This window comes from Shimia sp. MIT1388 (assembly GCF_047124445.1).
Lineage (GTDB): Bacteria > Pseudomonadota > Alphaproteobacteria > Rhodobacterales > Rhodobacteraceae > Shimia.
Map to the genome: position 1 here is coordinate 625,709 of NZ_CP138921.1, position 20,403 is coordinate 646,111.

Genomic DNA, 20,403 nt, shown 5'->3' on the forward strand with positions numbered 1-20,403 from the left:
AAGGCTCCGGCGGAAGGTCGCCGGAGCCGGTAGGTCTACCAGAAGGGAGGCTTACTCGCCGATTTTGAAGCTTGGCAGAGCGGCGGCGGGTTGCACGACCACGCCTGTTTTAGTGTCTGCTGTGATGGCAGCTTTTAGCAAGGCGGTCCGCTCGGATTGCCCCGGTGCAAAGGCAGGCTCCGCGCCTGTGTCCAGCGCCTCAAGGGCGACCGTGTACCAGGCATTGGCCGCGTCGCCGTTGCCCATGACGCCAAAACCATGTTGCAAGTGGTGGGCAATCAACTCGGCATAGGGTTTTTGGCCGACACCCGTCATGACCAGTGCAGACCCCAGTGCCACATTCATGTCATCGCGCCGGTAGGCGGAGAACAGGCAAATCTTGGCTGTGTCGCTGAGTTGCTCCAGCGACATGTTGGCGTTCAGCACAAATGCCTGCACTTCGGAAATCAGTTGATTTGGCGTTGCGGTGTCGAGTTTGGCCACATAGGGCGCAAGCACAGGGCCAAAGCCGTCACATTGTTGATCAACCTGGGTCTGCGTAACCCCTTGAACGGACTGCACAATCTTCTCGCCAGTTGCCACCGCATAGGTGCGAGTCAAGCAGAACTGCTCGCTGAGGGTGAAGGCGGGGTCCGACATGCTGGAGACGGTGGTGAAGCCGCCGTTTGAGCTGGTGAGCAGTCCCACTTTGCCGCAGTAGCCGGTCAGAGATTGTTCCGGTGCTGCGGGTTTGGCGGTTTGGAACAGGGTGAGGCTGTTGAGGCCGGGGGAGTCCGGCTGTGTGGCCGACACGGGCGTTGTGACCGGTGCGGTGGGGGCGGGTGTGACGATGTCTGCCGGTGCGTTGGCCACATAGGTTTGCGGGGTGTCGTTCAGGCGACAGACTGCCTGATGACAGGAAAAGCTGGCCGGAGTGGCGTCATGGCTGAGGAAGTCGTTGCGGGCATAGCCGCTGGGGCTGGAGGCAAAGACCATGACGGTACAGTCCTTGGCGCCGCACCAGTAGTTGCTGCCGGAGACCGAGGTGTCGAGGATGTAGTCGGTTTTGCCATCGCCGTTGAGGTCTGCCAACTGGATAAAGCCGGAGCGTTGTAACAGCTGTTCGGCGCTGGGGTCCGAGCTTTCGGCAACTTCGTCGATGGCGGCGGAGACCTCTGTGGGCATGCCATTGTAGCTGTTGCCAGCATAGGAGCTGCCGCCGTGGGCCTCCTCATACCAGACGGTCAGCAGGCCGCGCACACCATGTTGATGGGTTTGCATGGCTTTGACCACCTGGGGGCCGCCAATTTGTGCGCGGTTGTAGGAGGTGATCAGGAAGTCACGCTCATACGCGCCCAATTTGCCAGTGGCAGGAAACCCAACATAGGTTTGATATTGGGCGACAGCGGCCCGGGATTTTTGCCCCATAACACCGTCCGGCGTGCCAGCCGGGAAACCGAAGTAGTTCAGCGCGGTTTGGGTTTCGCGGTTTTGGGCGCGGGCCACGGAGTAATTTTTGCTGGTGACCACACGTTTCTTTTTGTTCTGGTTGGCGCCAGAGACAATGGCGCCGCCAATGATCGCGCCGGCAATGGCCGCGCCAAGGTCACTGGCGAGAGCGGGGCCGGAGGTCGATGTGGCGACAAGTGCAGCGGCAAGGGTGGTCTTGATGGAACGGGTCAACATGCATCTCTCCCAAAAGTCGATTTGACCAAATGTCTGGTTTCGAATTCATGCCGAAGGACGTTCGAAATGGTCATCTCGTCAAAAAGAGATCATGAACTCGTCAATAGTACTAAAAGTTGTTCTGGCATGCTGGCGCATAACCGCATTTGGATCAAGTGGAGATGCGTGTGGCTGGCGCGGGGGCACCGGCATCGCCCAAAGAAAAAGGGCCGACGCAGGCCGGCCCTTTGTGCGATTTTGTTGTGTCTGCGACTTAGAACGGGATTTCGTCGTCCATGTCACGGCTTGGGGCTGGGCCGCCCTGGTTGCCGCCACCGCCGCCACCGAAGTTGCCGCCGCCGCCTTGGTCGTAACCGCCGCCGTAGCCGCCACCGCCTTGATCGTAGCCGCCGCCACCGCCACCAAAGCCGCCGCCGTCACCACCGCCGGAGCGGCCGTCGAGCATTGTCAGAACGCCGTCAAAGCCTTGCAACACCACCTCGGTGGAGTAGCGGTCTTGGCCGGATTGGTCCTGCCATTTGCGGGTTTGCAGCTTGCCTTCGACGTAGACTTTGGAGCCTTTGCGCAGGTACTGCTCGGCAATGCGTACGAGGCCTTCCTGGAAGATGGCCACGGAGTGCCATTCGGTTTTCTCGCGACGCTCGCCGGTGTTGCGATCTTTCCAGGTTTCAGAGGTGGCGATCCGCAGGTTGCAGACCTTGCCGCCATTCTGGAAGGAGCGCACCTCGGGGTCGCGCCCCAGGTTGCCAATAAGGATTACTTTGTTCACCGATCCGGCCATGCGCCTATGTCTCCCACGGATTCTGTCTCTCGATTTGGGGCACCATACACCACTGCGGGGGCGGAATGGGAAGCGGTTTCTTGTGGATAACCTGCGGTGAGAAAGACGCGGTGCGCGCGGGATTTTGCCAAGGGGGTGCTGTGGGCTGGAAAATTGCCTACAATTTGGTTAAGAAAGCCGCAAAAGCAGGGTGGAGCAGGCGCACATGGCGCGCAGGATTTTGGGACTGGTGATTGGATTGGCCTTGGTTGCTGGGCCGGTGGCGGCGCAGAGCCTGTCGACCAAATCCAATGCGCGGTTGTTTAAGAACCAGACAAAAGTGCTCGATGGACGTGCGTCTGAGCAGTATCGCAACTCTGTGCGGCTGAAACCCAAGCCGATTTACACGCCCTCCAAATGGGGCAACGGCAGCTATCAGGGCAAATACCGGGGGCCCTATCTGGCAATGGCGCAGGAAGCGGCGTTGCTCCATGGCGTGCCGGTGGATCTGTTCCTGAAGCTGGTGCAGCAGGAAAGCAATTGGAATGCAAAGGCCAAGTCCCACAAAGGGGCATTGGGTCTGGCGCAGTTGATGCCACAGACCGCGCGGTTGTTGCGGGTGGATCCGATGGACCCGCAGCAAAACCTCGAAGGCGGCGCGCGGTATTTGAAGCAGCAGTACCAGAAGTTTGGCAGTTGGCGGTTGGCCTTGGCGGCCTATAACGCCGGGCCGGGCGCGGTGGAAAAATATGGTGGCGTGCCGCCCTATACCGAGACCCGCAATTACGTGCGGGTGATCTGGGGCGGATAACGCTTCAGTCTTTCATGTCAATATCAGGTGCGGGCCTGCTTGCGGACCTGACTTGGTGCGGCACCGAAGTGTTGCTGGCAGAAGCGCGTGAAATAGGCGGCGCTGCCAAACCCTAGGGAATCAGCCACTCGATTGATCGGCAGGTCGCTGTCCAAAAGCAGGCTACGGGCGCGGTGCTGGGTCATCTGTGAGAGCATTTCTGCGGCGGTGAGGCCTGCCGCTTGGCGGCAGACGCGCGTCAGATGAGTCGGTGTGATGTCGAGCTGATCCGCGTACCAGGCCATTGGGTGGCCATTGGTGTACTCGGCAGCAAGGATGTCGCAGAACCGGCGCACAATGCGTTCCGACGCGCGGGTGGGCGGCGGCGGACCGGCTTCCTGAAGGTCGCGGCGCAGGGCGACGGAAAGCAGACGGGCGTGGGCGTTCAAGGCTTCGGCCATAAAAGGGCGCTGGTCGTGCAGCTCACGGCGCAGCGCGTCTAGGATGGCGGTGAACTCCGCCTGTTCGGTGCCGTCTTGCAGGCGCAGATGTTGCGCACGATCTGGCAGGGTGACACGGCCGTCGTCCGGGATCAGCATGGCGAGGCCCTGCACCTGAAGGCCAAGTTCAAACGCGAGCAGTTTGCCCGCAGGGACAAAGATCGCGTTGTGAGCGCCAAAGCCGCGTCGCAGACCATGCAGCAGAACCCGGCCCTGACCACGGGTGGTCCAGAGCAGGATGTGGTGCGTGCGCACGTGCAATTGTTCCAACAGCCAAGGCGCGCCTTTGGTCAGACCGGCAAGGGTTTCTACACGAATTTGCGGTAAAGGCTGATCGGGCACGATGGGCCGCAGCACAGGTTTCGGCTCAACTGGCGCGGTTGGCTTGCGCGCAGGTGCGGCCATACCTCCCATGCCCGGTTTGGTCATAAATGACGGGATATGTAAATTTTTATCGGCCATCTTGCAGCTGATTAAGCGCAGGATGTGCGATTCGAGCAAGTGGGGACTCCACGCCTTTTGTCACAAACTGGCGAAAACCCGCGCGCGTCAGAGACCTTCTGGCGTGTAGTGATGCCAGGTTTTCATTTTGGAGCGGAACCAAGTGCGTTGGCGTTTGGCAAACTGTCGCGTGGCGATTGTGGCCTGTTCGCGGGCGGTTTCCAGATCCATTTCGCCACGCAGATGTGCGATGAGTTCCGGCGCGCCAATGGCTTTGGCGGAGAGATGGGTTGGATCATAGGTGGCGAGATTGGCCTCAGCTTCTTCCAGCGCGCCTTGCTCGAGCATCAGGTCAAAGCGGCGGGCGATACGTTCGTTGAGCCAATCTTTGGGCACATCGAACACAATTGGCAGCGTGTCTGACAGCGGCAGAAGCGGTGGAGGCGTGTTGTCTTGCCAGTCCGCCAAAGGTGTGCCGGTTGAGGTGAGCACTTCCCAGGCGCGTTGCACGCGCATCGGGTTCTGGCGGTCAATGCGAGCAGCGGTTTTATCGTCGAGTTCCGCCAGCAGCGCTTCAAAGCCCTCTTTGGCAACGCGGGCGTTTGCCTCTTCGCGCAGCGTCGGTGGGGTGGCGGGGATCTCGGCCAAGCCTTGCGTCAGCGCGGTGAAATACAGCCCGGTGCCGCCAACAATGATCGGGCGCGGGCCGTCTTTCAAAAGCGGTGCGACGTCGCGCAGCCAATGGCCAACGGAGTAGTCCGCGTCATATGGAATGTGGCCATATAGAAGATGCGTCGCTGCGGCTTCGTCTTCTTCCGGTGGGCGGGCGGTGAGCACGCGCCAGTTGTCAAACACCTGAATCGCGTCGGCGTTGATGATGACGCCGCCGTGCTCCTGCGCAATCTGCAAAGCAAGGGCACTTTTGCCGCTGGCGGTGGGGCCTGCGATCAGAACCGGTTGATCCGGGGCGATGGGCGGCAGCTGTGACATGAGAGAGACCTGACTTTGCGCTTACTTTTGTCGGTTATCCCCAACTCTCGCATTGAACCTGCGCGCGTTTTCCGACATTTTGCGGCCAATCCTAAAACGATGCGCAGATGGAGTGCAACATGAGCGACGACACCGTCCCCGCCGACGCAACCTTTAACCGTGTGATGTTGAAGATTTCGGGGGAGGCGTTGATGGGAGATCAGGGCTATGGCCTGCATCCGCCCACAATTGAGCGTATCGCCAAGGAAGTGAAATCTGTCCACGACATGGGCGTCGAGATCTGCATGGTGATCGGCGGCGGCAATGTGTTCCGCGGCCTGTCCGGCGCGGCACAGGGGATGGAGCGCACCACGGCGGACTATATGGGTATGTTGGCGACCGTGATGAACGCGCTGGCGATGCAGAGCGCGTTGGAAGGTCTGGGCGTGTTCACCCGTGTGATCAGCGCGATCCGCATGGATGAAGTGGCTGAGCCGTATATTCGCCGCCGCGCGGTGCGCCACCTTGAGAAAAAGCGTGTGTGTATCTTTGCAGCTGGGACCGGCAACCCGTATTTCACCACCGATACCGCCGCGACCCTGCGCGCCAATGAGATGGCATGTGAGGCGATCTTCATGGGCAAAAACGGTGTCGATGGCATATACGACAAAGACCCGGCTGAGCATGACGACGCGGTGCGCTATGACGAGATTACCTATGACGAGGTGCTCGCGAAGCGTCTGCGGGTGATGGATGCAAGCGCGATTGCGCTGGCACGCGACAACAACCTGCCGCTGATTGTCTTCCCATTGGATGAGCCTGGTGGGTTCAAAGGCATTCTCGCCGGTAAGGGCACCTATACAAAGGTTGTCTGATCCCGTTATGGTGATCGCAACCGCGTGAGGCGGTGCCGTTTGGCGCGCAACATGTGAAAAAGACAAAAGAAAACAGACAGAAGAAGAGAGCAATCTCATGTCCGAAGAGTTTGAACTTGATACCGACGACCTGACCCGCCGTATGGATGGCGCGATGGGCGCGTTGAAAACCGAATTTGCCTCGCTGCGCACAGGCCGCGCCTCGGCGACGATGCTGGAGCCGGTGATGGTGGAGGCCTATGGCTCCAAGACACCGATCAACCAGGTGGGCACCGTGAACGTGCCTGAGCCGCGTATGGTAACCATCAACGTCTGGGACAAATCGCTGGTGAGCGCGGTTGAGAAGGCGATCATGAACTCCGGTCTGGGCATCAACCCACAGACCAACGGCACCATTGTGATGCTGCCGATTCCTGAGCTGAACGAAGAGCGCCGCACCGAGCTGGCCCGTGTGGCGGCTCAATATGCCGAGCACGCCCGTGTAGCGGTACGCAACGTGCGTCGTGACGGTATGGACACCATTAAGAAAGCCAAAGGCGACGGTATGTCTGAGGACGACCAGAAGCTTTGGGAAGCTGAAGTTCAGGAAATGACCGACAGCTATATCAAGCAGATCGATGGCGCGCTTGAGAACAAGCAATCCGAGATCATGCAGGTCTGATCAACATGGGTGACGAGATTCCCGCGACCGGCCCTCGGCATGTGGCCATTATTATGGATGGCAACGGCCGCTGGGCGCAGGCGCGCGGTCGCCCGCGGTTATTTGGGCATCACGCCGGGGCCAAGCGCGTCAAAGAGATTGTGCGCGCTTGCAAGCCTTTGGGCGTGGAGTATCTGACGATTTTTGGGTTCTCGACCGAGAACTGGAAACGTACCCAGGCGGAAGTGGCAGGCTTGATGAGCCTGTTCCGCCAGTACATTCGCAAAGAGGCTCGAGGGTTGAAGGCGGAAGGGGTGCGGGTGCGGTTTATCGGCGACCGTCCACGGTTGGACGAAAAGCTGCGCGCCCTGATGGACGAACTGGAAGAGCTTACCGCCGACAATGATGAGGTGAACCTCACCATTGCGTTGAACTACGGTGGGCGGGACGAGGTTGCCCGCGCGACCCAGCGGCTGGCGCAGGATGTGGCGGATGGCACGCTCAAGCCCGAGGATGTGGGCGAGGAGACTCTGCCAAAGTATCTGGATACCCATGTGTTGCCGGATCCGGACTTAGTCATTCGGACAAGTGGTGAGGCTCGGATTTCCAACTTCCTACTGTGGCAGTCGGCCTATGCCGAATATGAGTTTATCGACACCCTGTGGCCTGACTTCTCCAAAGAGGAATTTCGTAAGCTGGTAGACGCTTATGCAAAACGTGACCGTCGATTTGGCGCGGTGACAGTATGAGTGGCGCGGCGGGCAAGTGGGGCGATTTGCTGCCCCGAACCCTGTCAGCAGTGGTGTTGCTTGGCGTGGGCGGATTGGCGATCTGGCAAGGTGGATTTCTGTTTCACGAATTTGTCGTGATCATTTGTGGTGGCATGGTCTGGGAGTTGACCCGGATGCTGTCCGGTGGTGATCAAAAAGTGTCGCTGTCCATGGGCGCTTTGGCGGCTGTGGTGCTGGCACTGACCGACTTTGTGCCGGGGCAGGCGATCCTGCCAATGCTGCTGGCGGTGCCGCTGGCGGGCGCGGGGCAACTCAAGAAAGATCGTTCAATTTACGTCGCTTACGCGGCGGGGTTGATGTTGGCTTGCTATGGGCTGATCGTGCTGCGTGATGTGCGCGGGGCCTATTGGGTGCTATGGCTGGTGGCGGTAGTTGTGGCGACCGATGTCGCCGGCTACTTTGCCGGTCGGCTGATTGGCGGGCCGAAATTTTGGCCTAAGGTGAGCCCCAAGAAGACCTGGTCCGGCACCATGGCGGGATGGGTGGCTGCGGGCTGTGTTGGCATGGCCTTTGGCGGCACGCCGTTGATCATTCTGTCGGTGCTGACGGCCTTTGCCTCGCAGATGGGCGATGCCGCAGAAAGCGCGATCAAACGCCATACCGGCATCAAGGACAGTTCCAATCTGATCCCCGGTCACGGTGGCTTGCTGGATCGGTTTGATGCGATGTTGGGCGCGGCACTTCTGGTGCTGGTGCTTGGCGCGGTACTGGGGCTGCCAGCGACATGAGAAAAATCTCCATTTTTGGTGCGACCGGGTCGATTGGACAAAACACCATCGACCTGATCCGACGCGACCCTGAGAGCTACGATGTTGTGGCGCTGAGCGGGGGGCAGAACATTGCTCAGCTCGCTGCGGATGCGCGTGAGCTGAAGGCTGATGTTGCGGTCACTGCGGATGATACGCGACTTGAAGAGTTGCGCGCGGCCCTGGAGGGCAGCTGTGTTGAAGCGGCGGCTGGCGCGGCTGCGATCCGCGAGGCGGCGGCGCGGCCAGCGGATTGGGTGATGAGTGCCATTGTTGGTGCGGCGGGACTGGCACCGGGGCTGGTGGCGCTGGAGCAGGGCGCGACATTGGCGCTGGCCAACAAGGAATCGCTGGTCACGGCTGGGCAGTTGATCATGGGGACCGCTGCCAAACATAACGCGCGCATCCTGCCGGTGGACAGTGAACACTCGGCTGTGTTTCAGGGGTTGATCGGCGAAGATATGGCGTCGGTGGAGCGGATCATTATCACCGCCAGCGGTGGCGCGTTTCGGGATTGGTCGCTCGAAGATATGGCACGGGCCACGCCGGAACAGGCGAGCAGCCATCCCAATTGGAATATGGGTCAACGGATCACCGTGGACAGCGCCTCGATGTTCAACAAGGCTCTGGAGGTCATTGAGACCAAAGAGTTTTTTGGCTGTGCCCACGAACAGATCGAAGTGCTGGTGCACCCGGAATCTCTGGTGCATGCGCTGGTTGGCTTCAACGACGGTGCCTTGATGGCGCATGTGGGGCCGCCAGACATGCGCCATGCCATTGGCTTTGCGCTACATTGGCCGGAGCGCAAGACGCTGCCCGTGGAGCGGTTGGACCTTGCCAAGATTGGATCGCTGCATTTTCGCGAGCCGGATTTCCAACGTTATCCTGCGTTGCGCCTGGCGCATGAGGTCTTGGAACTGGGCGGTCATGCCGGGGCGATCTTCAACGCCGCAAAAGAGCGGGCGCTTGACGGGTTCCTCGCGCATCGCATCGGATTCTTGCAGATGGCGGAGGTTGTCGAAGAGGTTTTGGAACAGCTTTCTCCATCACATTGCCGCAAGAATGCCGAAATGACCCTTGATACGGTCGTGGAAACCGACCATTTGGCCCGCAAGACGGCGGATCAGGTCATGCAAAAATTGGCATAACGCCCCAACAAGAGGACGTGCATTTGGATATTTCATCGCTGATTTCGGGAATTGGCGGCGGCGGGTTGACCGTGCTGTGGTTTGTTGTGGCGCTGTCGATCATTGTCGCGATCCATGAATATGGACACTACATCGTCGGCCGCTGGAGCGGGATAGGCGCGGATGTGTTCAGCCTGGGCTTTGGGCCGGTGATCTATTCGCGCTACGACAAGCGTGGCACCAAATGGCAAATCGCGGCCATTCCGCTGGGCGGTTACGTGAAGTTCAAGGGCGACGCCAATGCCGCAAGCGGCAAAGACGGTGAAGCCATGTCGGAAATGACCGAAGAAGAGCGGCGCCACACCATGCACGGCGCTCCATTGTGGGCGCGGGCGGCGACGGTTCTGGCGGGGCCGGTGTTCAACTTCATCCTGTCGATCATCATTTTCACGGGCGTGATGATGTTCAACGGCCAGATTGGCAGCAAGCTGATTGTGGGCGAGATCTGGGATCTGCCGGATGCGCCCTATGAGTTACAGCAGGGCGATGTGGTGACTGCGATTGCCGGAGCCGAGATTCCGTCGTTTGATGATCCGGAAGCCTTTGATGCCTTTGCCAAGGCGATGCCAAAAGAGGCGGTGCTGACGTATACTGTGGAGCGCGGTGGCGAGACTTTGGACGTGTCGGGGCCGTATCTGAACCCACCATTGGTTCAATCTCTTGCTCCGCGTTCAGCGGCGATCAATGCCGGTCTTGAGGTGGGCGATGTGTTTACCGCTATCGACGGCGAGCCGATTGTGGCGTTTTCCCAGTTGAAAGAAGCGGTGGAAAGCGGCGAAGGGCGCACTCTGGTACTTACAGTTGATCGCGGTGGAGAGGTTGCTGAATATGATCTGACTCCGCGCCGTGTGGACGAGCCGCAGGACGGCGGCGGATTTGTGACCCATTGGCGTATTGGCATTGGCGGTGGGTTTGCCTTCATGCCTAGCACTGAAACACCACCGATTGGCCCAACTGTGTTGGCCGCGGTGGGGCAGACAGGGCGCATCATTGAAGGGTCAATAAGCGCGCTTTACCATATCGTTACCGGCGGCATCAGTTCGTGCAATCTTTCTGGCCCGGTTGGTATCGCACAAACGACCAGCGCGATGGCGGACCAGGGATTTATCAAATTCATTTGGACCGTTGCGGTGCTGTCCACCGCTATTGGCATGTTGAACCTATTCCCGATCCCGATGCTGGATGGCGGCCACCTTGTGTTCTACGCCTATGAGGCGGTGACCGGGAAGCCTCCGGCGGACGGCGTTCTGCGTATCTTGATGACGGCAGGCTTGGTGCTGGTGCTGAGCATGATGGTGTTTGGTCTGACCAACGATTTGTTCTGTCCGTAAACTGACAAAATGGGCGTGGGGTTTGTCCCGCGCCCAAATTTCGCCCAATTCCCCGGCTAAGGTTAGCAGGTAGGTAAGAATTGGGTTTGGAACTATGCACACAATCGAAGACGGATACCGCGCACTTGGCCTGTTGATTGATATCAATTGGGAGCGTTTGTTGTTTCCAACAGCAATCATCGCCGGGTTGTCACTTGGCGCCTATATCGGCACCATGATGCTGAACAGCGGCCTGCAGTAAGGCCAAACACACTGGCGGAGCCTTGCGCACTACATTGTGTGGTGTTGACAGGCCGAGCCGCTAGGGATGCTGATGCCACGCACGCCGATTCTCTGTGTTTCAAGGCCAATGCTGTTTTGACATCAGCCCTCAGACCCGATAGTCACAATCCAACTGGGATGTACTGCGGAGTTTGGGAATGACCAAACAATCGAGGGCTTTGGCGGTCGCCAAAGACGGGGGAGAGGTGCAGAATCGGCGCCTCTTAATGGCGTTTTTCTTCACAATTTTTGCGGTCTTGGTGGCGTTGCCGACACTTGGTCTCGCACAGACGTATAACTTCAGCTCCATTCGGGTTGAGGGCAATCAGCGGATCGAATCTGCGGCCGTGGCCAACTACGCGGCCATTCCGCGGGGCACGACTGTGACCGCTGGCCAGGTAAACGCAGCCTATCAGCGTGTGCTGGGCAGTGGCGTGTTTGAGGAAGTTGAACTTGTGCCAAGCGGCAGCACGCTGGTGATCAAGGTCAAAGAATACCCGACCATCAACCGCATCAGCTTTGAAGGCAACAAGCGTCTGAAAGACGAGGCGTTGGAGCAACTGGTTGAATCGCAGTCCCGTCGCGTTCTGAACCCAACCGTGGCCGAACGCGATGCGGCGCGGATCACACAAGCCTATTCCGAGCAAGGCCGTCTGGCCGCGCGCGTGAACACCCGTATCATCCGCCGTAGCGACAACCGTGCGGATCTGATTTTTGAAGTGTTCGAAGGTGGCGTGGTCGAGATCGAGCGCATTGGCTTTGTTGGCAACCGCAACTTCAGCGACAACCGTTTGCGCCGGGTTCTGGCCACAAAGCAGGCCGGTATCCTGCGGGCATTCTTCAAGCAAGACACCTTTGTGAATGACCGCATCGAGTTCGACAAACAGGTGCTGCGTGATTTCTACCTGTCCCGTGGCTATGTCGATTTCCGGACACTGAGCGTGAATGCCGAGCTGTCGCGTGAGCGGGATGGCTACTTCCTGACTTTTAACATCGAAGAAGGGCAGCAGTTCAAATTTGGCAATATCACCGCGACCAGTGAAATTGATGGCGTCAATGCACAAGAGTATCTGGACACGCTGCGTTTGAAGCCTGGCGTGGTGTACTCGCCGACCTTGGTGGAGAATTCGATTTCCCGGATGGAGCGCTTTGGTCTGAAACAGGGTCAGGACTTCTTGCGGGTGGACCCGCGCATTTCGCGCAACGACCGCGATTTGACGCTGGATGTGGAATTTGTTCTGACCAAAGGTCCAAAGATCTTTGTCGAACGCATCGATATCGAAGGCAACACAACCACTCTGGACAAGGTGATCCGGAACCAGTTCCGGATTGCGGAAGGGGACCCGTTCAATCCGCGTGAAATCCGCGAAAGTGCAGAGCGCATCCGTGCGCTTGGCTTCTTTACCGTGGCGGATGTGAATGCCCGTGAGGGTAGCACGCCAAGTCAGGTGATTGTGGATGTCGACGTGGAAGAGCAGCCAACTGGCTCTTTGGCCTTGGGTGGTACCTATTCGACCAATGACGGGCTTGGGCTTGTTGTGCGGTTCAACGAAGCCAACTTCCTGGGCCGCGGCCAGAGCTTTGGTCTGTCTTTCTCGACCTCATCGGACATCAAGGACTACAGCCTGTCGTTTGCTGAACCCGCCTTCCTAGGCCGTAACCTGACTGCAGGTTTTGGGTTCTTCTACAAAGAGTTCGAACCCGGTGAGGCCCGCTTTACCAACACTGTAGGTGAGTTCTCACCCTATCTTGGCTTTGAGATGGGAGAATTCTCCAACATGCAGCTGCGGTACAAGCTGGAGCGCTCCGGTCTTGAGGTGTCTGCTGACAATGCGATCCCAGGGTCCATCATCGACACCGAAGCGTCTCGTGGTGAAATTTGGAAGAGCTCGCTGGGGTATACTTACCGATATGACACCCGGAAGCGTGGGTTGGACCCGACGCGTGGATATCTGCTTGAGTTTGGTCAGGACTTCGGTGGCCTGGGAGGCGACTACACTTTTGTCTCGACAACAGCACGTGCAGTGGCAGAGGCCAAAGTCTGGCATGAAGAGGTGACCCTGCGTGCGACGTTGCAAGGTGGCGCATTGTATTCCCCCGACAGCGATAGTCGGATTGATGATCGTTATATTGTGACTAACCGCAATATTCGGGGTTTTGAGCCTTACGGTGTTGGTCCACGGGAGCGTGGCATTGATGCCAATGGCAACGAGTTTGATGATGCGCTTGGCGGCAAATACTATGCGTCCGCGCGGTTTGAGGCGGAGTTCCCGCTGGGCCTGCCGGAAGAGCTCGGCATCACCGGTGGTCTGTTCTATGACGTTGGCTCGCTTTGGGGCCTGGACAATACCAGCGGCCTTGGCACCATCTACTATGAAGACTTCTCCCTGCGTCATGTGATTGGGGCGTCGATTTTCTGGACCACGCCAATTGGTCCGCTGCGCTTTAACTTTACCAAAGCGTTGCAGAAAGAAGAGTTCGACCGCGATCAGAGCTTTGACTTCACCATCAGTGCGCAGTTCTGATCTGATATGCTGCGGACCACACTTCGCATAACACTTCTGGCCGGGGCGCTATTGAGCGCCCCGTTTGCCTTTGCCCAGGAACGGGTGTTGCCGCAGTCTCCCGTTCTGACGGTGGACAGCGACATGATGTTCAGCCAGTCGCAGTTTGGTGTGCGCGTGGCGCATGAACTGGCGGCGGAGGAATCTGTGCTGTTGGCTGAAAACCGCCGCATTCAGGCGGAGCTGACCGCAGAAGAAAAGGCGCTTACCGATAAGCGTGGCGAGATGGATGCGGATGCGTTTCGTGCGATTGCAGCAGCGTTTGATGCGCGGGTGGTGCAAATTCGCAAGGAGCAGGATGCCAAGGCCGCCAACCTTGAGCAGCGCAGGCAGCGGGAGCAAGAGGCGTTTATCCGTGTTGCCAGCCCGATTTTGACGACGCTGATGCGTGATGCTGGCGCCAGTGTAATCCTGGAGCGGCGCGACGTTCTGCTTGGCGATCCGGCGGTGGATATCACGTCTTTTGCCATTGAAAGACTGAATGCGACCCAGGGCGCGGGACGTCCCAAAGATGCAGTGCCGGAAGACGAGTAACCTCGTACAAAGGCGGGCTTTTACCTGAAATCCTAAGCCATTGCCTGTGGGCGAGTGCTTGCTCCTTGGGGCGCAGGTTGTTAGGGCTATGGTCAAAGTCTTAGGCCGCATGAGGAGCAAAAAATGTCCGAAGATCTCAAAAGCGCAGATATCGAACTGATCCAACGGCTCATTCCGCATCGCTATCCCTTCCTGCTGGTCGACAAAGTGGTGGACATTGACGGCTATCAATCGGCCAAAGGCATCAAGATGGTCACCATGAACGAGCCGCATTTTCAGGGGCACTTCCCGAAAAAGCCGATCATGCCCGGCGTGACCATTGTAGAAGCCATGGCGCAGACCTCTGCCATCATGGTGGGCGTGGCGCTGGATTTGGCGGACAAAGACCTGCTGGTTTACTTCATGGGCATCGACAAATGTAAGTTCCGCCGCATGGTGGTGCCTGGCGATGTGCTCGAAATGAAAGTTGAGACCACGCGCGGGAAGCCCGGTGGCAAAGTCTGGAAATTTGCCGGCACTGCGACGGTTGACGGTGAGGTGGCTTGTGAAGTTGAATTCACCGCAATGATGGACCTGCCTAAGGAGTAAGGCTGATGGCAGTTTCTGCACAGGCAGAGGTGCATGCCTCAGCGGTGATTGAAGACGGTGCGGTAGTCTCAGACGGCTGCATCGTTGGCCCGTTTTGTGTGGTGGGACCTCAGGTCGTGCTACACAAAGGCGTGGAGCTGAAATCCCACGTGGTGGTTACCGGCGACACCGAGATTGGCGCGGACACGGTTGTGTTCAGCTTTGCCGTGATTGGTGAGGTGCCGCAGGATCTGAAGTTTGGCGGCGAGAAGACCAAGCTAATCATCGGCGCGCGCAACCGCATTCGTGAGCACGTGACCATGAACAGCGGCACCGAAGGCGGTGGCGGTGTCACCCGTGTCGGTGACGACGGTTTGTTTATGGCTGGCTGTCACATCGCGCATGATGCGCAGATTGGCAACAACGTGATTGTGGTGAACTCTGCCGCTGTGGCGGGGCACTGTGTCATTGAGGATGATGTGATCATCGGCGGGCTGTGCGGCATTCACCAATGGGTGCGCATCGGCCGGGGCGCCATCATTGGCGCGGTCAGTATGGTGACCAATGACGTGATCCCTTATGGTTTGGTGCAAGGGCCGCGCGGCGAGTTGGACGGGTTGAACCTTGTAGGCCTCAAGCGTCGTGGTGTGGCACGTTCGGACATCACAGCTTTGCGGGCCGCGTTTCAGATGCTGGCTCAGGGCGAAGGCGCGTTTCAGGCGCGTGCCAAGCGATTGGGTGAGGAAACCGACAGCGACTACGTGCAAGAGATTGTGGCCTTTATCATGGGCGACACGGACCGTTCCTTCCTGACACCGAGGTAATGAGATGAGCCGACTGGCGATTTTGTGCGGCGGCGGCAGTTTGCCAGTGGCGCTGGCTGCGGCGCACCCGGATGCGATGTGTGTTGTGTTTGAAGGTGTGGCGCATGACATGCCGTGCGAGGTTCACTCGCATCGGTTTGAGAAAATGGGTGGCTTGTTTGAGGCCTTGAAAGCCGGTGGTGTGACACGCTTGGTGATGGCAGGCGGTTTGGGCCGTCCGGCGCTGGACCCGGCTGAGTTTGACGCCGGGATGATGGTGATTGCGCCGCGCTTGCTGCCCGCGCTGCAAGGCGGCGACGATGCGATCCTGCGATTGATCATAGCAGTGTTTGAGGAGCAGGGCTTTGACGTTGTAGGCGCGCATGAGCTGCTTGAGGGGCTGACGGCGGAGGAAGGTCTGCTGGCTGGGCCGGAGCCGTCTGAGCAAGCTTTGCAAGATGCCAGTCGCGCTGCGGACATTTTGCTGGCGCTGTCGCCGTTGGATGTGGGGCAGGGCGCGGTTGTGGCGGCAGGACTTGCGTTGGGTATTGAGACTCTGCAAGGCACTGACGCAATGCTCCGGTTTGTTGCGGAGACCCCGGAGCATTTGCGGCGTGGCAAAGGCGTGTTTCTTAAGGCGCCCAAGCGGGGGCAGGACTTGCGTGTTGATATGCCCGCGATTGGGCCGGACACTGTGCGGGCCGCGGCCAAAGCGTGCGTGGAAGGTATTGTGGTCTCTGCTGGACGTGTGGTTGTGCTGGATCGGCCAAAGACTTTGGCTGCGCTGGAAGAGACTGGGCTGTTCCTACTATCACGGGTGATCTGATGAAGGTGTTTCTGGTCGCAGGCGAGTTGTCGGGCGACCGACTTGGCGGGGCGCTCATGGAAGGGCTGCGCCAATTGGTGCCGGATGTGGAGTTTGCCGGGGTTGGCGGTCCGTTGATGGCCGCGCAGGGACTTGAGAGCCTGTTTCCCATGGATGAGTTGAGCGTGATGGGTATTGCCGAGGTGCTGCCCAAATACCGACACTTGGTGAAACGCATGCATCAAACGGCGGAGGCTGCGCTGGACTGGCAGCCGGATGTGATGGTGACCATCGATAGCCCGGATTTCTGCCTGCGCGTGGCGCGGGAAGTGAAGGCCCAGAGCGACCTGCGCTGCGTACACTATGTGGCGCCGTCAGTTTGGGCTTGGCGACCCAAGCGGGCGGAGAAAATGGCCAAACATGTGGATCAGGTGCTGGCGCTACTGCCGTTTGAGCCGCCTTACATGGAGGCCGTTGGCCTGAGGTGCGATTTTGTTGGGCACCCGGTGGTGACGGAGCCTGTGGCCAGTGAGACCGAGGTTGCGGCGTTTCGCGAAAAACATGGCATTGGCGATGCGCCGTTGTTGCTGGCTCTGCCGGGTTCGCGGCGCGGAGAGGTTGGCCGATTAACCCCGACTTTCGGGGAAGTGGTTGCGCGGTTGCTGCGTCAGAAGCCCGACCTGAAGGTGGTTGTACCAGCGGCCGCCCCAGTGGCGGATCTTGTGAAAGAGCTGGTCGCAGATTGGAAAGTCGCGCCTATTGTGCTGGATCCCAATGAGATGGACCGCGAAACAGCGCAGGCAGAAAAGCGAGCGGCGTTTAAGGCAGCTGATGTTGCTTTGGCGGCGTCTGGCACGGTGTCGCTTGAGTTGGCGGCCAGCGACACGCCGATGGTCATTGGCTATGACATGAACTGGATCAGTTGGCAGATCATGAGCCGCATGGCGCTGATTGATACGGTGACGCTGGCCAATCTTGTGGCGGAAAGCCGGACGGTGCCGGAGTTTTTAGGGCCGGCGTTTCAAGCCGAAGAGATTGCACCTGCCATTCTGCGGGTTTTGGAAGATGCGACGGAGCAGCGTGAGGCGATGTCGCTGACAATGGAGCGACTGGGGCAGGGGCAGGAGTTCCCGGGACTGCGCGCGGCGCGGGCTGTGCTGGACGGGTTAAAAAAATGATAGATGAGCTAGGCATTGCGCTGTCAGCAGTGACAGCGCATTTGGCCACCAATCTAGACAACCTGGCGATCATGGTTGGCTTGATCCTGACCGTGGGACAACTGCGCACGCTCAGTGGCTATCTGATCGCGCAGGGTATTATGCTGGCTGCAGCGGTGTTTGTGTCTGCTGGGCTCGAAACCGGTTTGCCGCATCAGGTCGGCTACCTTGGGTTTATTCCTATTGGGTTGGGTGTCTATGCGTTGGTCGCGCGGTTCATGGGCAAAGAGAGTTCGGCTGCAGAGCAGGTGACCAAGTCGCATGTGCTGGCGATTATCGCGCTGTTTTTGAGCGTGTCTTTTGACAGCTTTGCGGTTTTTACGCCGTTGCTGGCAGATTCCGGGCCGAGCTACACGCTGCCGATCCTACTTGGCGCAGGGGCTTCTGCGGTTGGGTTGGCCTTTGGGGGCGCGGCATTGGCTGCAATGGCGCCAGCCAAGGTATCCCGGATCGAACGGCTGGAATGGCTGGCGCCCTATGTGATGATCGCGATTGGGCTTTATGTGCTGATCAACACTGGCACCGACATCACGTGATCGCGGCGCGGATTAATACCCGCGCCAGATCCAGCCGCCGCCGTAGATGCGGGAGCTGTCGTTGTCGTAAAACACGCAGGCCTGTCCTGGAGACACACCCTCTTCAGGGGTGAGCAGTTCCACCTCGGCCGTATCAGGCCCGGTGGGGCGAACAATGGCTTCGCGTGGCGGACGGGTTGACCGCACTTTCACCGCCATGTGCCATTCCTCACGGCTTTCAAATGGCACGTCGCCCAACCAGTTGATCTCGCGCACCGGCACGATGCGGGTCGACAGCATTTCCTTGGGACCAACGATGACCTGCTTTTTGTCCACGTCGAGTTTGACCACGTAAAGCGGCGTGCTTAGACCGCCGATACCGAGACCACGGCGTTGGCCAATGGTGTAGTGGATCACGCCGTTGTGGCTTCCAAGCACATTGCCGTCCGGGTCGACAATGTCGCCCGGCTCCGCCGCGCCGGGGCGTAGTTTTTCGATCACGCTGGCGTAGTCGCCGTTGGGCACAAAGCAGATGTCCTGACTGTCGGGTTTGTCCGCCACGGCAAGGCCGTACTCGGCGGCTAAGGCGCGGGTGGCGTCTTTGTTCGGCAGGTGGCCTAGAGGGAACCGCAGATAGTCGAGTTGCTCGGGTGTGGTGGAAAACAGGAAGTAGCTTTGATCGCGACGGGCATCTGCAGCCGAGTGCAGTTCTGCGCCGTTGTCACCCATTTTGCGCTGGATGTAATGGCCGGTGGCCATGCAGTCCGCATCCAGGTCCTTGGCCGTCTCCAAAAGGTCTTTGAACTTTACCCGCTCGTTGCACCGGATGCAGGGCACCGGGGTGGCGCCGCCCAGATAGCTGTCGGCAAATTCGTCAATCACCGCATCCTGGAAGATGTTTTCATAATCCAGCACGTAATGCGGGAAGCCTTTTTCCTCGGCCACGCGGCGGGCGTCGTGGATATCGATCCCAGCACAGCAGGCACCTTTCTTGGCCAGAGCCGCGCCATGGTCATAAAGCTGCAGGGTTACGCCGACCACATCGTAGCCTTCATCCGCCAGTTGGGCGGCGACCACGGAACTGTCGACGCCGCCGGACATGGCGACGACCACACGGGTCTCAGACGGTGGCTTGGCAAAACCGAGCGAATTAAGGGGCGTGTCGCCATCAAGCGGCATGGTGAGTCTCTCCGGGTCAGAAGTCCACGAGAATATAGGAAAATCTTAGATACTCTCAAGAGGCGCTTTAGGGCCTCGTTAAGTCCCTTAGGCGAATATTTCCTCACCAAGAGGATGAGCGAGATGTTTCTGAAAAAAGTGGAAGGCCCAAGATGCGTGACTCTGTCTGATGGACAGGTGATGACGCGTGCCGACTTGCCCCCAGCCAAGACCAAGCGATGGGTGGCATCCCGCAAAGCGGCCGTGGTGCGCGGCGTGGCTTATGGCCTGATTACCAAGCGGGAAGCCCTTGAAATGTATAGCCTAAGTGAAGATGAGTTTAATGAATGGGTGACCGCCGTGTCGACCCATGGCACCGAGGCGCTCAAAGCGACAGCCGTTCAAAAATATCGCTAATTGTGGCAATCTCTGTTAACCTTCCTAAATCGGTAACCAGTCGTTAACCTTTAATCGTTAAGGTTAACGACAGTAACCCTCCAATGTAAGGAAGCCGAACCAATGAGAGTGCTGCTGGTCGAAGACGATCCTACAACATCCAAAAGCATCGAAATGATGCTGACCCATGCCAACCTGAATGTCTATGCCACCGATCTGGGTGAAGAGGGCATCGATCTGGCGAAGCTTTACGATTACGACCTTATTTTGCTGGACCTGGGCCTGCCGGATATGACCGGTCACGAGGTTCTGCGTCAGCTGCGTACCTCACGTATCGACACCCCAATCCTGATCCTGTCGGGCGCTGATGACACCGAAAGCAAGCTGAAAGGCTTTGGCTACGGTGCCGACGATTACCTGACCAAACCGTTCCACCGCGAAGAGCTGGTGGCGCGGATTCATGCTATTATTCGTCGTTCCAAAGGTCACTCCCAGTCTGTTATTAAGACCGGCCAGATTAACGTGAACCTGGACGCGAAGACCGTTGAGGTGGAAGGCAAGCCTGTGCATCTGACCGGTAAAGAGTACCAGATGCTCGAACTGCTGTCCCTGCGTAAGGGCACCACGCTGACCAAAGAGATGTTCCTGAACCACCTCTATGGTGGCATGGACGAGCCGGAACTGAAAATCATCGACGTGTTTATCTGTAAGCTGCGCAAGAAGCTGTCAGAGGCGACTGGCGGTGAGAACTACATCGAGACCGTTTGGGGCCGTGGCTATGTGCTGCGCGATCCGGAACCGGCTGCTGGCTCTGACGATCAGGTGGCAATGCGCGCCTAAGGCGCTTTCGGCCTCTGGACCTTAACGGTTGTCGCCCCTATTGCTTGG

Annotated in this window: 22 protein-coding genes; 17 read left to right on the forward strand and 5 right to left on the reverse strand. The window is 58.7% G+C overall.

The annotated features are described in order from the left end of the window. Positions 1–51: 51 nt before the first annotated feature. Positions 52–1,665 carry a peptidoglycan-binding domain-containing protein gene (locus SIB92_RS03040; RefSeq protein ID WP_412554433.1) on the reverse strand — a complete coding sequence of 538 codons (1,614 nt, stop codon included), beginning with the start codon at positions 1,663–1,665 and terminating at the stop codon, positions 52–54. A gap of 253 nt (positions 1,666–1,918) precedes the next feature. Beyond that, entirely contained in the window at positions 1,919–2,446 is a 528-nt protein-coding gene (gene ssb / locus SIB92_RS03045; protein WP_412550225.1) for a single-stranded DNA-binding protein, read from the reverse strand. 205 nt (positions 2,447–2,651) lie between these two features. Between ssb and SIB92_RS03050 the strand changes: the two genes are divergently transcribed. Beyond that, the gene (locus SIB92_RS03050; protein ID WP_412554434.1) at positions 2,652–3,236 is read left to right on the forward strand and encodes a lytic transglycosylase domain-containing protein; all 585 of its coding nucleotides are present in this window, start codon (positions 2,652–2,654) and stop codon (positions 3,234–3,236) included. Between the two features lie 23 nt (positions 3,237–3,259). Here the strand turns inward: SIB92_RS03050 and SIB92_RS03055 are convergent, their stop codons facing one another. Together SIB92_RS03055 and miaA are read right to left on the reverse strand one after the other, a co-directional pair. After that, positions 3,260–4,144, reverse strand: a complete 885-nt coding sequence (locus SIB92_RS03055) for a helix-turn-helix domain-containing protein (RefSeq protein WP_412554435.1) — start codon at positions 4,142–4,144, stop codon at positions 3,260–3,262. A gap of 120 nt (positions 4,145–4,264) precedes the next feature. Next, on the reverse strand, positions 4,265–5,146 hold the full coding sequence (miaA, locus tag SIB92_RS03060; protein WP_412554436.1) for a tRNA (adenosine(37)-N6)-dimethylallyltransferase MiaA: 882 nt from the start codon (positions 5,144–5,146) through the stop codon (positions 4,265–4,267). A gap of 119 nt (positions 5,147–5,265) precedes the next feature. On the opposite strand from miaA, the gene pyrH reads away from it, so the two are divergent. The 14 genes from pyrH to SIB92_RS03130 all read left to right on the forward strand — a co-directional run bounded on the left by pyrH (position 5,266) and on the right by SIB92_RS03130 (position 17,982). Continuing rightward, the gene (gene pyrH, locus SIB92_RS03065) at positions 5,266–6,000 is read left to right on the forward strand and encodes a UMP kinase (protein WP_412550228.1); all 735 of its coding nucleotides are present in this window, start codon (positions 5,266–5,268) and stop codon (positions 5,998–6,000) included. A 97-nt stretch (positions 6,001–6,097) separates the two neighbouring features. Then, a complete protein-coding gene (frr, locus tag SIB92_RS03070; RefSeq protein ID WP_412554437.1) occupies positions 6,098–6,661 on the forward strand; it encodes a ribosome recycling factor in 564 nt (187 codons plus the stop codon). A 5-nt stretch (positions 6,662–6,666) separates the two neighbouring features. Further along, positions 6,667–7,389, forward strand: a complete 723-nt coding sequence (locus SIB92_RS03075) for an isoprenyl transferase (RefSeq protein WP_412554438.1) — start codon at positions 6,667–6,669, stop codon at positions 7,387–7,389. Beyond that, the gene (locus SIB92_RS03080) at positions 7,386–8,159 is read left to right on the forward strand and encodes a phosphatidate cytidylyltransferase (protein WP_412554439.1); all 774 of its coding nucleotides are present in this window, start codon (positions 7,386–7,388) and stop codon (positions 8,157–8,159) included. Before SIB92_RS03075 ends, SIB92_RS03080 begins: the two co-directional genes overlap by 4 nt. Then, the gene (gene dxr / locus SIB92_RS03085) at positions 8,156–9,325 is read left to right on the forward strand and encodes a 1-deoxy-D-xylulose-5-phosphate reductoisomerase (RefSeq protein WP_412554440.1); all 1,170 of its coding nucleotides are present in this window, start codon (positions 8,156–8,158) and stop codon (positions 9,323–9,325) included. The genes SIB92_RS03080 and dxr overlap by 4 nt, the downstream gene beginning before the upstream one ends. A gap of 23 nt (positions 9,326–9,348) precedes the next feature. Next, complete coding sequence (rseP, locus tag SIB92_RS03090) at positions 9,349–10,695, forward strand: RIP metalloprotease RseP (protein ID WP_412555789.1); 1,347 nt, start codon at positions 9,349–9,351, stop codon at positions 10,693–10,695. A gap of 94 nt (positions 10,696–10,789) precedes the next feature. Continuing rightward, the gene (locus tag SIB92_RS03095; RefSeq protein ID WP_412554441.1) at positions 10,790–10,936 is read left to right on the forward strand and encodes a hypothetical protein; all 147 of its coding nucleotides are present in this window, start codon (positions 10,790–10,792) and stop codon (positions 10,934–10,936) included. 178 nt (positions 10,937–11,114) lie between these two features. Next, the gene (gene bamA, locus SIB92_RS03100) at positions 11,115–13,481 is read left to right on the forward strand and encodes an outer membrane protein assembly factor BamA (RefSeq protein WP_412554442.1); all 2,367 of its coding nucleotides are present in this window, start codon (positions 11,115–11,117) and stop codon (positions 13,479–13,481) included. Positions 13,482–13,487: 6 nt separating this feature from the next. Continuing rightward, positions 13,488–14,054, forward strand: coding sequence for an OmpH family outer membrane protein (locus SIB92_RS03105; RefSeq protein WP_412554443.1), 567 nt, complete (start codon positions 13,488–13,490; stop codon positions 14,052–14,054). Between the two features lie 123 nt (positions 14,055–14,177). Beyond that, a complete protein-coding gene (gene fabZ / locus SIB92_RS03110) occupies positions 14,178–14,642 on the forward strand; it encodes a 3-hydroxyacyl-ACP dehydratase FabZ (RefSeq protein ID WP_294113348.1) in 465 nt (154 codons plus the stop codon). 5 nt (positions 14,643–14,647) lie between these two features. Next, entirely contained in the window at positions 14,648–15,445 is a 798-nt protein-coding gene (gene lpxA / locus SIB92_RS03115) for an acyl-ACP--UDP-N-acetylglucosamine O-acyltransferase (protein WP_412554444.1), read from the forward strand. Positions 15,446–15,449: 4 nt separating this feature from the next. Then, positions 15,450–16,250 carry an LpxI family protein gene (locus SIB92_RS03120; protein ID WP_412554445.1) on the forward strand — a complete coding sequence of 267 codons (801 nt, stop codon included), beginning with the start codon at positions 15,450–15,452 and terminating at the stop codon, positions 16,248–16,250. After that, positions 16,250–17,407 carry a lipid-A-disaccharide synthase gene (lpxB, locus tag SIB92_RS03125; protein ID WP_412554446.1) on the forward strand — a complete coding sequence of 386 codons (1,158 nt, stop codon included), beginning with the start codon at positions 16,250–16,252 and terminating at the stop codon, positions 17,405–17,407. The genes SIB92_RS03120 and lpxB overlap by 1 nt, the downstream gene beginning before the upstream one ends. Further along, positions 17,404–17,982: a cadmium resistance transporter gene (locus SIB92_RS03130; RefSeq protein ID WP_412554447.1), complete on the forward strand. Its 579-nt coding sequence runs from the start codon at positions 17,404–17,406 to the stop codon at positions 17,980–17,982. The genes lpxB and SIB92_RS03130 overlap by 4 nt, the downstream gene beginning before the upstream one ends. A 12-nt stretch (positions 17,983–17,994) precedes the next feature. Here SIB92_RS03130 and mnmA read toward each other — a convergent pair whose 3' ends face one another. Next, on the reverse strand, positions 17,995–19,140 hold the full coding sequence (gene mnmA / locus SIB92_RS03135; RefSeq protein ID WP_412554448.1) for a tRNA 2-thiouridine(34) synthase MnmA: 1,146 nt from the start codon (positions 19,138–19,140) through the stop codon (positions 17,995–17,997). Between the two features lie 123 nt (positions 19,141–19,263). Between mnmA and SIB92_RS03140 the strand changes: the two genes are divergently transcribed. Further along, positions 19,264–19,536, forward strand: a complete 273-nt coding sequence (locus SIB92_RS03140; protein ID WP_294113342.1) for a DUF1153 domain-containing protein — start codon at positions 19,264–19,266, stop codon at positions 19,534–19,536. 102 nt (positions 19,537–19,638) lie between these two features. Next, positions 19,639–20,355: a response regulator transcription factor CtrA gene (gene ctrA, locus SIB92_RS03145; RefSeq protein ID WP_412554449.1), complete on the forward strand. Its 717-nt coding sequence runs from the start codon at positions 19,639–19,641 to the stop codon at positions 20,353–20,355. Positions 20,356–20,403: the final 48 nt, after the last annotated feature.